This window comes from Rhizobium sp. GR12, assembly GCF_036596185.1.
Taxonomy (GTDB): domain Bacteria; phylum Pseudomonadota; class Alphaproteobacteria; order Rhizobiales; family Rhizobiaceae; genus Agrobacterium; species Agrobacterium nepotum.
The window spans coordinates 315325-329926 of the sequence record NZ_JASXTH010000006.1; the positions used below are offsets into that span (position 1 = coordinate 315325).

General features: G+C 55.6%; 16 protein-coding genes. 9 read left to right on the forward strand and 7 right to left on the reverse strand.

All coding sequences use genetic code 11. The features are described from left to right. Positions 1 to 6 precede the first annotated feature (6 nt). The 5 genes from mnmG to hemE all read right to left on the reverse strand — a co-directional run bounded on the left by mnmG (position 7) and on the right by hemE (position 6395). Positions 7 to 1890, reverse strand: a complete 1884-nt coding sequence (gene mnmG / locus QSK43_RS13050) for a tRNA uridine-5-carboxymethylaminomethyl(34) synthesis enzyme MnmG (RefSeq protein ID WP_332303774.1) — start codon at positions 1888 to 1890, stop codon at positions 7 to 9. Positions 1891 to 1950: 60 nt separating this feature from the next. Then, complete coding sequence (mnmE, locus tag QSK43_RS13055) at positions 1951 to 3282, reverse strand: tRNA uridine-5-carboxymethylaminomethyl(34) synthesis GTPase MnmE (RefSeq protein ID WP_332303775.1); 1332 nt, start codon at positions 3280 to 3282, stop codon at positions 1951 to 1953. An 85-nt stretch (positions 3283 to 3367) separates the two neighbouring features. Beyond that, complete coding sequence (gene rho / locus QSK43_RS13060) at positions 3368 to 4633, reverse strand: transcription termination factor Rho (protein ID WP_084686639.1); 1266 nt, start codon at positions 4631 to 4633, stop codon at positions 3368 to 3370. A 185-nt stretch (positions 4634 to 4818) separates the two neighbouring features. Continuing rightward, complete coding sequence (gene hemJ, locus QSK43_RS13065; protein ID WP_332303776.1) at positions 4819 to 5364, reverse strand: protoporphyrinogen oxidase HemJ; 546 nt, start codon at positions 5362 to 5364, stop codon at positions 4819 to 4821. Next, the gene (hemE, locus tag QSK43_RS13070) at positions 5361 to 6395 is read right to left on the reverse strand and encodes a uroporphyrinogen decarboxylase (RefSeq protein WP_332303777.1); all 1035 of its coding nucleotides are present in this window, start codon (positions 6393 to 6395) and stop codon (positions 5361 to 5363) included. The genes hemJ and hemE overlap by 4 nt, the downstream gene beginning before the upstream one ends. A 407-nt stretch (positions 6396 to 6802) precedes the next feature. Between hemE and QSK43_RS13075 the strand changes: the two genes are divergently transcribed. Genes QSK43_RS13075 through dnaQ form a run of 5 tightly spaced genes read left to right on the forward strand, consistent with a single transcriptional unit; the run spans position 6803 to position 10407 of the window. After that, positions 6803 to 7624: a pyruvate, water dikinase regulatory protein gene (locus QSK43_RS13075; RefSeq protein WP_332303778.1), complete on the forward strand. Its 822-nt coding sequence runs from the start codon at positions 6803 to 6805 to the stop codon at positions 7622 to 7624. Positions 7625 to 7655: 31 nt separating this feature from the next. After that, positions 7656 to 8255 (forward strand): Maf-like protein, encoded by a 600-nt coding sequence (locus QSK43_RS13080; protein WP_332303779.1) that lies wholly within the window; start codon positions 7656 to 7658, stop codon positions 8253 to 8255. Beyond that, positions 8248 to 9108 (forward strand): shikimate dehydrogenase, encoded by an 861-nt coding sequence (locus QSK43_RS13085; protein ID WP_332303780.1) that lies wholly within the window; start codon positions 8248 to 8250, stop codon positions 9106 to 9108. The genes QSK43_RS13080 and QSK43_RS13085 overlap by 8 nt, the downstream gene beginning before the upstream one ends. After that, positions 9108 to 9716 carry a dephospho-CoA kinase gene (coaE, locus tag QSK43_RS13090; protein ID WP_332303781.1) on the forward strand — a complete coding sequence of 203 codons (609 nt, stop codon included), beginning with the start codon at positions 9108 to 9110 and terminating at the stop codon, positions 9714 to 9716. Before QSK43_RS13085 ends, coaE begins: the two co-directional genes overlap by 1 nt. Then, positions 9709 to 10407 carry a DNA polymerase III subunit epsilon gene (gene dnaQ, locus QSK43_RS13095; protein WP_332303782.1) on the forward strand — a complete coding sequence of 233 codons (699 nt, stop codon included), beginning with the start codon at positions 9709 to 9711 and terminating at the stop codon, positions 10405 to 10407. The genes coaE and dnaQ overlap by 8 nt, the downstream gene beginning before the upstream one ends. A gap of 119 nt (positions 10408 to 10526) precedes the next feature. On the opposite strand, the gene secB is transcribed toward dnaQ, so the two are convergent. Both secB and QSK43_RS13105 read right to left on the reverse strand, forming a co-directional pair. Beyond that, positions 10527 to 11009, reverse strand: coding sequence for a protein-export chaperone SecB (secB, locus tag QSK43_RS13100; RefSeq protein ID WP_332303783.1), 483 nt, complete (start codon positions 11007 to 11009; stop codon positions 10527 to 10529). Positions 11010 to 11098: 89 nt separating this feature from the next. Further along, positions 11099 to 11647: an FxsA family protein gene (locus tag QSK43_RS13105; RefSeq protein ID WP_045019267.1), complete on the reverse strand. Its 549-nt coding sequence runs from the start codon at positions 11645 to 11647 to the stop codon at positions 11099 to 11101. Between the two features lie 141 nt (positions 11648 to 11788). Here QSK43_RS13105 and QSK43_RS13110 point away from each other — a divergent pair, with 141 nt between their 5' ends. From QSK43_RS13110 to QSK43_RS13125, 4 genes are read left to right on the forward strand one after another with little or no spacing between them, the layout of a single operon-like run. Continuing rightward, positions 11789 to 12487 (forward strand): Tim44/TimA family putative adaptor protein, encoded by a 699-nt coding sequence (locus QSK43_RS13110; protein WP_045019266.1) that lies wholly within the window; start codon positions 11789 to 11791, stop codon positions 12485 to 12487. Continuing rightward, a complete protein-coding gene (mltA, locus tag QSK43_RS13115) occupies positions 12484 to 13596 on the forward strand; it encodes a murein transglycosylase A (protein WP_332303784.1) in 1113 nt (370 codons plus the stop codon). The genes QSK43_RS13110 and mltA overlap by 4 nt, the downstream gene beginning before the upstream one ends. Next, a complete protein-coding gene (locus QSK43_RS13120; RefSeq protein ID WP_332303785.1) occupies positions 13593 to 14162 on the forward strand; it encodes a Smr/MutS family protein in 570 nt (189 codons plus the stop codon). Before mltA ends, QSK43_RS13120 begins: the two co-directional genes overlap by 4 nt. Next, a complete protein-coding gene (locus tag QSK43_RS13125) occupies positions 14159 to 14524 on the forward strand; it encodes a helix-turn-helix domain-containing protein (RefSeq protein ID WP_045019263.1) in 366 nt (121 codons plus the stop codon). Before QSK43_RS13120 ends, QSK43_RS13125 begins: the two co-directional genes overlap by 4 nt. The last annotated feature ends 78 nt before the right edge of the window (positions 14525 to 14602 follow it).

A 14602-nucleotide genomic window follows, 5' to 3' on the forward strand; every position in this document is an offset into this window, starting at 1 on the left:
GACTCGCTATTGGTGCATATGCAATTTTTCGCTTCGTATTGCGGAGCTTTTCCGCAGAAGTGCGAGAAGCAGCGATATCGCAGCTGGTGTCATACCGTCAACACGGGCAGCCTGTGCAATGTTTTCCGGACGGGCCTTTTCCAACTTTTGTTTCAGTTCGTTGGAGAGACCGGACAAAGTCTGAAAATCAAAGTCGTCCGGAATCTTTCTGTCTTCATCCCGCTTGATATCGACAATATCCGCGCTTTGACGCTGCATATAGACAGCGTAACTCGCTTCGATTTCCAAAACCTCAGCAACCTTACCACTAAGCCTCAATAGTTCCGGCCAATGTTCAGTAAGAGTTTCCATCGTGATATCAGGGTAGGCGAGCATTTCATAAACCGAACGACGCTGACCGTCCTGGTTAAGTTTCAATCCCTGTTTGGCAGCCTGGGAAGGGCTGATGGAAATGCTCTTCATCAGCTCGCGACCTCGATCCAGATCGGAGATGAACTCCACGAAGCGTTTTTGGCGGTCATGACCGACGATACCAACCATCTGACCAATAGGTGTAAGCCGTAGGTCGGCATTATCGACGCGTAGCGAAAGCCGATATTCTGCTCTGGACGTAAACATGCGATAAGGCTCGCTGACACCCTTCGAGGTGAGATCATCTATCATCACGCCGATATAGGATTCCGTTCGGCTGAAATAGATTGGATCGGCATCGCCCGCGTAAAGTGACGCATTAAGTCCGGCAACCAGGCCTTGGGCGCCAGCCTCTTCGTAACCCGTCGTGCCATTGATCTGCCCAGCGAGGAACAGACCCGCAATTTTGCGGCATTCCAGTGAAGGTCTAAGCTCTCGCGGATCAACATAGTCGTATTCAATCGCGTAACCCGGTTGAAGGATAGTCACTTGCTCGAGACCGGGTATGGTGCGGATAAATTGCTCCTGAACCGAAGCGGGAAGCGACGTTGAAATCCCGTTTGGATAGATGGTGTGATCGTCCAGACCTTCCGGTTCCAGAAAAATCTGGTGACCGTCCCGTTCGCCGAAACGGGTAATCTTGTCCTCAATCGACGGACAATAGCGCGGACCTACCCCTTCGATCTGCCCGGAATACATCGCCGACAGGTGGATATTATCCTGAATGACCTTGTGTCCTGCAGGCGTCGTTCGCGTTACGCCACATTCGATTTGCGGATTGAGAATGCGATCCGTCATAAAGGAAAACGGAACGGGATTCTCGTCAGCCGCCTGCCGATCGACGGCGTTCCAATCAATCGTGCGACCGTCTAGTCGGGCAGGGGTACCGGTTTTCAGTCGTCCCATGGCGAGGCCCAGGCGGGCAAGCGTGTCGGAGAGACCAATAGACGGCTTTTCGCCAACTCGGCCGGCAGGAATCTTTTCGGAGCCGATATGAATAAGGCCGCGCAGAAATGTACCGCTGGTGACTACAACTGCGCCACAGGGAATCCGGCTACCATTCGCCATGATAACGGCGGAGACCCGCTCTTCAGCCATTTCAATGTCGAATGCGTCGCCTTCGATAATAGTCAGGTTTTCAATTGCACTGATTTCCCGCTGCATCGCCTCGCGGTAAAGCTTCCGATCGGCCTGGGTGCGCGGACCGCGGACAGCGGGGCCTTTTTTGCGATTGAGCATACGGAACTGGATCCCGGCGGCATCAGCAACACGACCCATCAGACCATCCAGCGCATCGATTTCGCGGACGAGATGCCCTTTGCCCAGGCCGCCGATCGCCGGATTGCAGGACATAACGCCGATCGTATCGCGCTTATGAGTGACAAGAGCGGTTTTCGCCCCATGCCGCGCAGCCGCAGCAGCAGCTTCGCTGCCGGCATGTCCGCCTCCGATAACAATGACATCAAATGACTGGTGCATATCGCTGCGCCTTATCCTAAATAACCGGCTTGCTGCATCGCCGCCAATGTTTCACGTGAATCATTTTCCTATGCAGAATTCCGAGAAGATCACGCCCAACAAGTCTTCGACATCTACCCGACCGGTAATACGTCCGAGCGATGTCGCGGCGAGCCTTAAATATTCCGACCTTATCGCAAGGTCCATGGTCTCGGAATTGAGCGCATCACTAACATAGTTCAGCGTCTCTTCAAGTCGTTTTTTGTGGCGGGCGCGGGCAGGAGCCAATGTCTGTACAGATCCGACTCGGCCTTCAATCTCTTGCTTGATCAATAGCCGCAATTCATCCAGACCAACACCTTCCTTGGCCGAGATGGATAGATCATAATCGTCGCTAGTCGTAGAAGACGAAAGCGCCGTTTTAGTCCGCACACGCAAACGACGTGCATTCTCGAATGATACGATGGATTGTTTCGGAGTCGAATCGTTATCCTGTAGCAACAAAATCAGATCGGCGGTTTCCGCCGTTAGGACCGCGCGTCGCACGCCTTCCTTTTCAACGACATCCTCGGTTTCCCGAATTCCAGCCGTATCAAATATCCGAACCAGGTAGCCGTCGAGATTGATATCGACGCTGAGGACGTCTCTGGTGGTGCCGGCAATGTCAGTAACGATGGCAACGTCACGACCACTCAAAGCGTTGAGAAGCGTGGATTTCCCCGCATTGGGTTCTCCCACCAGAGCCACCTTGAACCCGTCGCGGATGATTTCGCTGCTTCCGCCGTTCTCCAGGTGACGGGTGATTTCACCCTTCAGCTCATTTATCGCGTCCCAAACCTGCGCTGCTACTGAATCCGGCACGTCCTCCTCATCGGCAAAATCCAGTTCCGCCTCGATCAGGGCGCGAGCGCGCGTCAATCGGCTAGCCCAACCATCGTAGAGTGCCGACAATTTTCCGGTGCTCTGTTCAACCGCCAATCGGCGCTGCATCTCCGTCTCTGCCTGCAATAGATCCGCAAGACCCTCGACTTCCAGAAGATCCATCTTGCCGTTTTCAAAGGCACGGCGAGAAAACTCGCCAGCATCCGCCGGCCGAAATCCATCGAGCTGTTCGAGTTCAGCAAAAATAGAGGCGACAACCGCCCGGCTGCCGTGGCTGTGGATCTCGATACAGTTCTCACCCGTGAAGGAATTGGGACCGGGGAAAACGATCATCAGCGCCTGGTCGATTGTCTCTTTGTTTCGGTTTCGAATCGAACATAATATCGCCTGCCGCGGCGCAGGAAGTTCCCTGTCAGTCAGCCTCACAAAGGCTTCGAATGCCTTAAGCCCACTGATCCTGATGATGGCGACACCGGCCGGCAGTGCCCCGCTTGAGAGCGCGTAAATGGTATCGGCGGAAGCTGGCATCATTCACCTCGGTTAAAACAGTCAAGCCGCATCCGAGCAAACGGATGCGGCTTTAAAGCTTTGTCGATGGGCCCGGTAGAACTCCGGATCAGGTATTCATGGATTCGAAGAAATCCGAGTTGGTCTTCGTCTGCTTCAGCTTGTCGATCAGGAACTCGATGGCGTCCATCGTTCCCATCGGTGCAAGAATTCGGCGAAGCACGAAGATCTTCTGCAGATCTTGACGCGGCACGAGCAGGTCTTCCTTACGTGTACCGGACTTCAGAATATCAAGCGCCGGGAAGATACGCTTGTCAGCGACCTTGCGATCAAGCACGATTTCCGAGTTGCCCGTACCCTTGAATTCTTCGAAGATCACTTCGTCCATACGGCTGCCCGTATCGATCAGTGCGGTCGCGATAATCGTCAGCGAACCGCCTTCTTCGATGTTACGCGCGGCGCCGAAGAAACGCTTCGGCCGCTGCAGCGCATTGGCATCCACACCACCGGTCAGAACCTTGCCGGAAGACGGAACGACCGTGTTATAGGCGCGGCCGAGGCGGGTGATGGAATCGAGCAGGATGACGACGTCGCGGCCGTGTTCGACAAGGCGCTTCGCCTTCTCGATGACCATTTCAGCGACCTGAACGTGGCGTACAGCGGGTTCGTCGAAGGTGGAGGACACAACCTCACCCTTGACCGAACGCTGCATGTCGGTGACTTCTTCCGGGCGTTCGTCGATCAGAAGAACGATCAGATAACATTCCGGATGGTTTGCCGTGATGGAATGGGCGATGTTCTGCAACAGGACCGTTTTACCGGTACGCGGCGGCGCTACAATCAGTCCACGCTGGCCCTTGCCAAGCGGCGCGACAAGATCGATGACCCGCGCCGACAAATCCTTGGTCGTCGGAATATCCAGTTCCATCTTGAACCGATCATTCGGGTAAAGCGGCGTCAGGTTGTCAAAGTGAACCTTGTGACGAATCTTCTCAGGATCGTCGAAATTGATCGTGTTGACCTTGAGAAGCGCGAAATAACGTTCGCCTTCCTTGGGTCCACGGATCGGGCCTTCGACAGTATCGCCCGTCTTCAACGAGAAGCGGCGAATCTGTGACGGCGAAATATAGATATCGTCCGGACCGGGCAGATAATTCGCATTTGCGGACCGCAGGAAACCGAAACCGTCCTGAAGGACTTCAACGACGCCTTCGCCGATAATTTCGATGTCCTGGCTCGCGAGAACCTTGAGGATTGCGAACATAAGCTCCTGCTTGCGCATGGTGCTCGCATTTTCAACTTCCAGGGATTCAGCAAAAGTCAGCAAGTCGGTAGGCGATTTGCTCTTAAGTTCCTGAAGCTTCATTTCAGCCATGAAGGAAAGACCGTTTGATAATGTAATGTCGGGGGAGGGCGTGTTCGCGAATCAGATGCTGTGGGAGATGCCGCAGATGACTGAATAATTCACATGCCACGAGATGAGTGATGCGAAAATAGCGATTGAATAGAGCTACTGCAAGAGGAAAGCACGAATTCCGCGAAATTTATCCTCGAAACCTCCTAAGCGAAGGGTTTCACAACCACAAGTATGACTATGAGGATCATCAATACCGTCGGAACCTCGTTCATCAACCGCCAGTGACGGGCAGGCCTGGTATTTTCATCCCGCGCGAAACGTTTGGCACTGCGGGTGAAGTATACATGGGTGACGGTCAGAAGCACCACCAGCGTGATCTTCGCATGCAGCCAGCCGCCGGAAAAACCATAAACCGACCAGGCGAGATAAAGCCCTAATGTCCAGGAAATCATCATGGCCGGGTTCATGATGACCTTGATCAGCCGCTGTTCCATCACCTTGAAGGTTTCGGATTGCTGCGAACCGGCGGGCGCATCGGTGTGGTAGATGAACAACCGCGGCAGGTAAAAAATCGCCGCCATCCAGGAAATCACCGCGATGATATGAAGCGCCTTGATCCAGAGATAGAGATCGGCCGGATCGCTGTAAAACAACAGGGCGACAAAAGCAGCAAAGGCGCTAAGCGCGATGCCTGCACGAAGAGCGGCCTTGTTTCCGGATCGGGCGGAGGTCTGTTTCTCACCGCTCATGCCCCAGCTCCGCCGGCGCGTACCCGCTGCACCAGTCTCGCGACATTTTCCGGATCGGTTTGCGGGGTTATGCCATGGCCGAGATTGAAAATCAGCGGGCCCTGTCCAAGAGCCTGCAACACGGCGTCAATACCGTCCTGCAACGCCTTACCCCCCGCCACCATCAGCATGGGGTCAAGGTTGCCCTGCACGGGACCTTCCTTCTGCAAATCCTTCGCGAAACCGAGCGGCACCGACCAGTCCAACCCGATGGCGTCCGCACCGGTCTTACGACGATAATCCTTCAGAAGATAACCCGCGCCCTTGGCAAACGCGATGATCTTCGCGGACGGACGGCGGGCACGCACCGAGGCGATGATGCGCGCGACAGGCTTTATCGCAAATTCCTCGAATTCCCTTTCGCCAAGCACACCGGCCCATGAATCGAAGATCTGGACCGCATCGGCCCCGGCATCGATCTGCGCCACCAGATAATCGGCGGAAACCTCTGCCAGGACAGTAAGAAGCTTCTCCATCGCAGCCGGCTCCTGATAACCGAATAGCCGCGCCGGCGCCTGATCCGGCGTTCCGTGGCCGGCAATCATGTAGGTGGCCACTGTCCAGGGCGCGCCGCAAAATCCGAGAAGCGTCGTCTCATCCGGCAGCTCAGTGCGTAAGCGGGAGACCGTTTTGAAAACGGGCGAAAGATGCGTCATGACATCCGCCGTATCCAGTCGGTCTATGCCGGCCACATCGATCGGGTCCATGGCCGGGCCTTTTCCCTCGCTGAAGGAAACGTTGCGGTGAAGGGCGTCCGGTATCACCAGAATATCGGAAAAGAGAATTGCCGCATCCAGGCCGAACCGGCGAATTGGCTGAAGAGTGACCTCCGTTGCCAATTCGGGATTATAACAGAGATCGAGGAAACTCCCGGCGTTCTTTCGTATTTCCCTGTATTCGGGAAGATAGCGACCTGCCTGTCGCATCAGCCAGATGGGTGGAGGTGTGACCGTCTGCCCATTCAACACCGTGATAATCTTACGCTCGCTCATTGCATCCGTCTTCTAAAAAATAAAATCTAAGAGATTTAAAAGATTTTCTATTTCTTAGAGTCGGTGACTAGCAAGGATTAAAATCTTTCCAGTCGAAATGCCGCAGCCGGACCTTGATCTGGTGGCTTGGGCATCTCAAAAGCCTGCCTGTTTCGGATAAATTGGAAAACAGGATTTTATGTAATATTTTCAGCAAGTTAAAATAACGATCAAAGGGAATCTATCTGTGGACTGACTGTGGATAGATTTGAACAAGTCCACCTTCTTCAAACAATTCACAGGCATGCCCAATAGCAATGCAGCCACTTGCGAATTGTGGAAAAACACCACCTTATTCACGTCGCGGATCGGCCCGCAGGACAATTCGGCAGTTTGTCCCGGTTTATCAACAGCGGAAGAAAAACAGCGTGGAGAACAAAAAAAGTTTCTTCCATTTGCATCTGATTTCGGACTCAACGGGAGAGACTCTCATGTCGGCCGGCCGTGCCGTCTCGGCGCAGTTCCATGCCTCCATGCCGGTGGAACACGTTTATCCGATGATCAGGAACCAGAAGCAGCTCGCCCAGGTGGTGGATCTGATCGACAAGGAACCCGGGATCGTCCTTTATACCATTGTCGACCAGCAGCTGGCCGAATTCCTGGATTTGCGCTGCCACGCGATCGGGGTGCCTTGTGTTAACGTCCTTGAGCCGATCATCGGCATTTTCCAGACCTATCTCGGTGCGCCTTCGAGACGACGGGTCGGAGCACAGCACGCGTTGAACGCCGAATATTTCGCGCGGATCGAAGCGCTCAATTTCGCCATGGATCACGACGATGGGCAAATGCCGGAAACCTATGACGAGGCCGATATCGTCATCATCGGGATCAGCCGGACATCGAAAACCCCGACCAGCATCTATCTCGCCAACAGGGGAATAAAGACCGCCAACATTCCGGTCGTTCCCAATGTGCCTTTGCCGGAAAGCCTGTACGCAGCCACAAGGCCGCTGATCGTCGGTCTCGTCGCGACGTCGGATCGTATATCGCAGGTGCGCGAAAACCGGGAACTCGGCACCACCGGTGGATTTGACAACGGTCGTTACACGGATCGCGCCACCATCATGGAGGAGCTGAAATATGCGCGCTCGCTCTGCGCCCGTAATAATTGGCCGCTGATCGATGTCACACGCCGTTCCATTGAGGAAACGGCCGCGGCCATCCTTGCCCTTCGTTCGAGGACGCGATAATCGGGATCGCACCATCAGGAGCAGACAGTCGATGAAACAAGAGTTGATCCTCGCCTCGTCCAGCGCATCCCGCCAGATGTTGATGCGCAATGCGGGACTGATATTTTCGGCGACCCCGGCGGATATTGACGAGCGGGCGCTCGATGAACGGCTGGAAAAAAAAGGTTCTGGGCCGGAAGAGGTCGCACTGGAACTCGCCAAGGCCAAGGCCCTCGCTGTCGGTAGGCTGCATCCAGAAGCGCTTGTTCTTGGATGTGACCAGACCATGGCGCTCGGCGCGCGTGTCTACCACAAACCGAAAAACATGGCGGAAGCTGAAGCGCACTTGCTGTCATTGTCCGGCAAGGTTCATCGCCTGAACAGTGCGGCCGTTCTTGTCCGCGGCGGTGAGGTGGTGTGGCAGACGGTTTCCAGCGCTGAGCTTTCCGTGCGCAATTTAAGCGCCGAATTTGTCTCCCGTCATTTGCAACGCGTGGGAGACAGGGCCTTGAGTAGTGTCGGCGCCTATCAGCTTGAGGGGGAAGGAATCCAGCTATTTACCTCGATAGAGGGGGATTACTTCACCATTCTTGGTCTACCGCTTCTGCCGCTTTTATCGAAACTACGCGACATGGATGTCATCGATGGCTGATTCACGTGAAACATTAACCATAAACGCCTTCGTTGTCGGTTACCCGATCAAGCACTCCAGATCGCCGATCATCCATTCCTACTGGCTGAAGAAATTCGGCATTGCTGGTTCCTATAAGGCTGTTGAAGTTTCCCCGGACGCCTTCCCGAATTTCATTGCGGCGCTGAAGGAGCAAGGTCCGGGATCCGCAGTCGGTGGAAATGTCACTATTCCACATAAGGAAGCCGCCTACAGGCTGGCGGATAGTCCTGACGAACTGGCGGAGGAATTGGGTGCCGCCAACACCATCTGGATGGAAGAGGGCAGGCTTCGCGCCACCAACACGGATGGTTACGGTTTCGTCTCCAATCTCGATGAGCGTCATCCCGGCTGGGATAAAACCGACCGCGCAGTGGTGTTAGGAGCTGGTGGGGCTAGCCGGGCTGTGGTTCAGTCGCTACGGGACCGCGGTATCGCTGAAATCCACGTTTTGAACCGCACGATCGAACGCGCCCGGGAATTGGCCGACCGTTTTGGCCCCCGGGTCTTTTCCCATCCACAGGGCGCGCTTCATGAGGTCATGCAGGGTGCCGGGCTTTTCGTGAACACCACATCGCTCGGTATGGACGGGACCGAAGCGCCCGAACTCGATTTTTCGCCGCTCGCAGCAAATGCCGTCGTGACCGATATCGTCTACGTGCCCCTGAGAACGCCTATTTTGCAGATGGCCGAGGCGCAGGACATCGTGACTGTCGACGGGCTTGGCATGCTCCTCCATCAGGCAAAACCCGGCTTCAAAAAATGGTTTGGTGAAACGCCTGAGGTCGACGAAAGCCTCCGCTCCCTCATCATCGAGGATATGGAGAAACATTGATGATCGTCATCGGTCTTACCGGCTCGATCGGAATGGGAAAAACGACGACGGCGAAGCTGTTTGCGGGGGAAGGTGTTCCGGTCCTCGACTCGGATGCGGTCGTGCACGATCTTTATCGGGCAGAAGCTGTGCCGCTGATCGAATCCGCCTTTCCGGGCACGACCATTTCCGGCGTGGTGGATCGTGAAAAACTCGGCAGTGTCCTGCGGAAGAATCCGGCTAATTTCAGCAAGCTGGAAGCGATCGTCCATCCGCTGGTTCGCGAGAGACAGGAATCCTTCCTTGAGAAGGCAAGGAAGGAAGATCAGCGATTCGCTCTTCTTGATATTCCCTTGCTGTTTGAAACCGGGGCGGACGCGCGTGTCGATAAAATCGTCGTCGTTAGCTGCGCGCCGGAAATACAGCGTCAGCGGGTTTTATCCCGACCGGGCATGACCGAAGAGAAATTTGAAATGATCCTTGCCCGGCAGCTGCCCGACGCCGACAAGCGCCGTCGCGCCGATTTTGTCATCGATACCGGAAATGGTGTCGAAGCGGCGCAGGATCAGGTAAGAGGGATTTTGCAGAGATTGGCTACCGATTCAGGCCAAGGAGAAAACAATGCGTGAGATCATTTTCGATACGGAAACCACAGGTCTGGAATCGAAAGTGGACCGTGTGATCGAAATCGGCGGTATTGAGCTGATCAACCATTTTCCAACCGGAAAAACGCTGCATCTTTTCATCAGCCCGGAAGACCGGAAGGTCCACCCCGATGCGCTTGCGGTTCATGGCATTGCCGACGACTTTCTGAAAGACAAACCGAAGTTTGCCGATGTCGTCGACCAGATTCGCGACTTTTTCGAAGGCGCCCGTTGGGTGGCGCATAATGCGACATTCGACATGGGCTTCATCAATGCGGAATTTGCCCGTCTCGGTATTGCGCCGGTCTCAGCCGATTTGGTGACGGACACGCTTTCACTCGCCCGCCGCAAGCATCCCATGGGTCCAAACTCCCTGGATGCCCTGTGCCGGCGTTACGGGATAGATAATTCCCACCGCACCAAGCACGGTGCGTTGCTCGACTCCGAGTTGCTTGCAGAAGTCTATATCGAAATGATCGGCGGACGTCAGACGGCGCTCGGTTTCGGTTCCGCTGCCAAACAGCAAACGGTCATTATTGAAGATGACGTATCGCATGAGCCGCTGCAAAGGCCGCATCCTCTACCATCAAGACTGGATGCAGAGACCGTCGCGGCGCATGGCAAGCTCGTTCTCGGCATGGGCGACAAGGCGATCTGGAACCGTTACCAGAATTGAGCGCGCCAGGCGCTGAGATGCAACGCTGAAAAATGACGAATGCCATCAAATAAAAAACCCGGGCGACGAACCCGGGTTTTGTTTTGTCGAAATTCCAAAAGAGCGGCGTCGTGCGCCATTCAGTTCGGTACGGCCTGAACCTTTGCTCTGGCCTGTTCCTCGGCAACGCGCTGCGAAAACATCTGCGCGAAATCGATCGGATCGATCATCAGCGGCGGGAAGCCGCCATTGCGGGTCACGTCGGCGATGATCTGGCGTGCGAAGGGGAACAGCAGGCGAGGGCATTCGATGAACAGCACAGGCAGCATATGTTCCTGCGGGAAGCCGGCAATGCGGAACACGCCGCCATAAACCAGCTCGGCCGCGAACAGGACCTTTTCGCCATCCTTGGCTTCGGCGTTCAGTGTCAGCACAACGTCGAAATCCGAACCGGAGATCGGGTTTGCGTTGACATTGACATTGATGTTGATCGACGGCGCATTGTCACGAGCCTGAAGCGAACGAGGAGCACCCGGATTTTCGAAGGAAAGATCCTTGATGTACTGGGTAAGAATGTTGAGGGAAGGACTTACTGCGCCCTGTGCGCCATTTTCAGCGGTCATTACGTTTCCTCGCGGCGTGAATTCGTGGAAGGCGGTCTATCATTTCGACCCGAGCCTTACAACCCTTCGCGATCCCTTCCACCGGGCTGTCAGGGTTTGGGCAGGTCGCGATCATCCGGCTTGTTGGACCAGGGAGAATCCTTCGGTCCTTCGCGGTGAAACTCTTCCTCATCGAGGTCCACCACCTTCGAATTGCCGGCATTTCCCTGATCATTGCGAGACCCGGAATAATCGCCGGGCTGAGGACCGGCCTGGCTACCTGGCTGGCGAAAAGAGCCTGCCACGACAACACGCGGCCCAAATGCTTTCCAGAAAAAACGGCGAACCACCGGCGACAAAAGCAGAAGGCCGAGAATGTCGGTGATGAAACCGGGAATGAAAAGCAGGATTCCGGCGACGACCCGCATCGCACCATTGACCAGCTCATCTGCCGGTTGGGCGCCGGTGCGCCCGGCAGCCTGAAGATTTCTCACCAGACCAATGCCGCCGAGCCGCAGGATCAGCAACCCCAGAAACGAGGTGAACAGAACGAGCGCCAATGTCAGCCACAGGCCGATCGTTTTGCCGACGATGATGAAACCGGCGATTTCCAGAATTGGCATCATGAGGATGACGATAGGGAGAAAGGAAAAACGCATCTTCTAGCCTTGCGTGTGCTTCTCTGGCAGATTGCCGGTTCCCGAGAACACCGATGATTGAATCTGCACATTTGAATGATGATAAGATGCAGACTATATGATGTTCAGGTTTTTGAATTTAAATGGCGGTTTTGGTAAAAGATGGGCTTTAGCGACTTTATCACATTGTTCTTTCTCGTTGCGGCGGTGCTGATCTTTCTTCAGCTGCGCAGCGTTCTCGGGCGCCGAACCGGCAATGAGAAGCCGCCATTCGATCCCTATAGCCCGCGCGATGTCGCGAAAGGCCCGGTCACGGACGATAACAAGGTCGTGACCCTGCCGAAACGCGCCGAGGGGGAGGATGAAAACCGCTTTGCCGAGGCGGATGCCCTGGCGCCTGTCGATACCGCCTTGAATACATCCCTGCGCGAGCTGATGACCAAGGACCCGACATTCCGCCCCAAGGAATTCCTGAACGGCGCCCGCATGGCCTATGAGATGATCGTTATGGGTTTTGCCGATGGCGATCGCAAGACGCTCAGGAACCTGCTGTCGAAAGAGGTTTTCGACGGGTTCGATGCGGCTATTTCCGAGCGGGAAGGTCGCGGCGAGGTCGTGAAGTCCACTTTCATTGGAATAGAAAAAGCCGACATCACCCAGGCGGGTATCCGCGATTCCGAAGAGCAGATCACGATCAGAATTGTCAGCCAGCTGATTTCGGCCACCTATGACAAGGACGGCAAGCTGGTGGATGGCGATCCGGATAACGTTGCGGAAGTGGACGACATCTGGACCTTCTCGCGTGACGTTCGCTCGCGTGACCCGAACTGGAAGCTGATTGCCACCGAATCCGAGCAATGAATACGCCCTTTTCGTTCGAAGAAGTTTCTTTCGGTGATCTGCCGGGATGGCAGGAAGACGATCCGCGCACGCTTTTCCCGACGATGCGGACCATCCTGTCGCATCTCCGGACCGCAAAACCTTACAGGACCGGCGCTCTCGGGCTCACCGCCGCCGATCTGGTTTCTCTTCTGGATATGGCCGATCAGGGACAGGCCGATAGTCCGGAACAGGCGCGCCGGTTTTTCGAAACGAATTGTGTGCCTTTTAAAATTTCACCGCCCGGAGGAAAAAGCGGTTTCGTAACTGCTTTTTATGAGCCGGAGATCGAGGTATCGTCCGCCCGTGACGATACCTGGCGGTATCCAATCTACCGTCGTCCGCCGGAGTTGGTGGATATAGACGATAATAATCGTCCCGCCGGTTTTGATCCGGCCTACGTTTTCGGCAAAGAGGACGAGGACGGCATTTCCTTTTTTCCCGATCGCCGCGCGATCGACGAAGGATATCTGGAGGGCAGGGGACTTGAGATCGCCTGGGCGAAATCCAAGGTCGATCTGTTTTTCGTCCATGTTCAGGGCGCTGCCCGTCTTCTGTGTCCTGATGGAGAGGTGAAGCGCGTCACCTATGCCGCGAAGGCCGGGCATCCGTTTTCGCCGATCGGCCGGTTGCTTCTGGATCGTGGGGAACTCGATCCTAAAACAGTCTCGATGCAGACGATCCGCAAATGGCTTGCCGACCATCCGGATGAGGTGGACGGGGTGTTGTGGCATAACCGCTCCTATATTTTTTTCCGGGTGGCCGATGTCGCCGAGCTGGGCATGGGACCGATCGCCGCCGCCAAGGTGCCGCTGGTCGCTGGACGGGCGCTTGCGGTGGACAGGCTTATCCATACTTTCGGTTTTCCCTTTTTCATCCATGCGCCGTCATTGACCCATCTGGATGAAGGAAAACCCTTTGCGCGACTGATGCTGGCGCTTGATACGGGGTCGGCCATTGTCGGACCTGCCCGGGGAGATATTTTCACCGGTTCCGGTTTCGAAGCGGGGGAACTTGCGGGCACGGTGCGCAATGATGCCGATTTTTATATACTGTTGCCGCATGTTGCTGCGGAAAGGTATCGGCGATGAAGGGTAGTCGGAAGCTCGGCAAGGAAGAACGCATTCTGTGGGGTAAAGTCGCAAGAACTGCGCGGCCGATCTCCGGCAGGCTGGAGGATTTGCTGGCTTTCGACGATATTGAGGAAACCCCGGCGGAACCCGTCGTTCCGCAAACCGGCATCGGTGTCTTCCCGCGCATGCTTGCTGAGCCGGTGGAGGTGCCGCCCGCCACGCCGGACAAGAAGCTCAAAATTCATCAGCCGATGGAAAAGCCGGTCAAGCGTAAGCTGACGCGCGGCCGGCTGCCGCTGGAAGGACGTATCGATCTGCATGGCATGTTCCAGAGCGAAGCCCATGCGGTTCTGCTCGATTTTCTGTTGCGGGCGCACGAACGGGGCCTTCGGCATGTGCTCGTCATCACCGGCAAGGGGCGCTCCATCGGCAGTGACGGTGCGCTGAAAAGAGCTGTGCCCATGTGGTTCTCCAAACCGGAATATCGTCACCTGATTTCGTCCTATGAGGATGCATCGGCCAATCACGGCGGCGATGGTGCGCTCTATGTCCGGCTGGCGCGCCGCAAGGGTGAAAAATCATGACGCCCTTTGCCGAGGCCGTGCGGCTACTTCGCGAGCGCAAGGGTGTAACGCAGAGGGAAATGGCGGCGGCAATCGGCGTCTCTCCCGCTTACCTCTCGGCGCTGGAACACGGGAAACGTGGCAAGCCGAGCTTCGATCTTCTCCAGCGCATCGCCGGATATTTCAACATTATCTGGGACGAGGCGGAGGAATTGTTCTTTCTCGCCGGTTCCTCCGACCCGAAGGTGGCGATCGACACGGTGGGTCTGCCGCCGCAATATACGGCTTTCGCCAATAGGCTGGCGCGGGATATTCGCAAGCTGCCGCCGAGTGTGATAGAGGAACTGTCAGCGGTGCTGCAAAAAAGCCGTTCTTGCGATTGAAACCCCTCTATCCCCTGCTTTATGCAGCGTCCTGAGGCATGCAGCCTTTGGGTTTGGGTGTAGAATTTCTATAGTCGT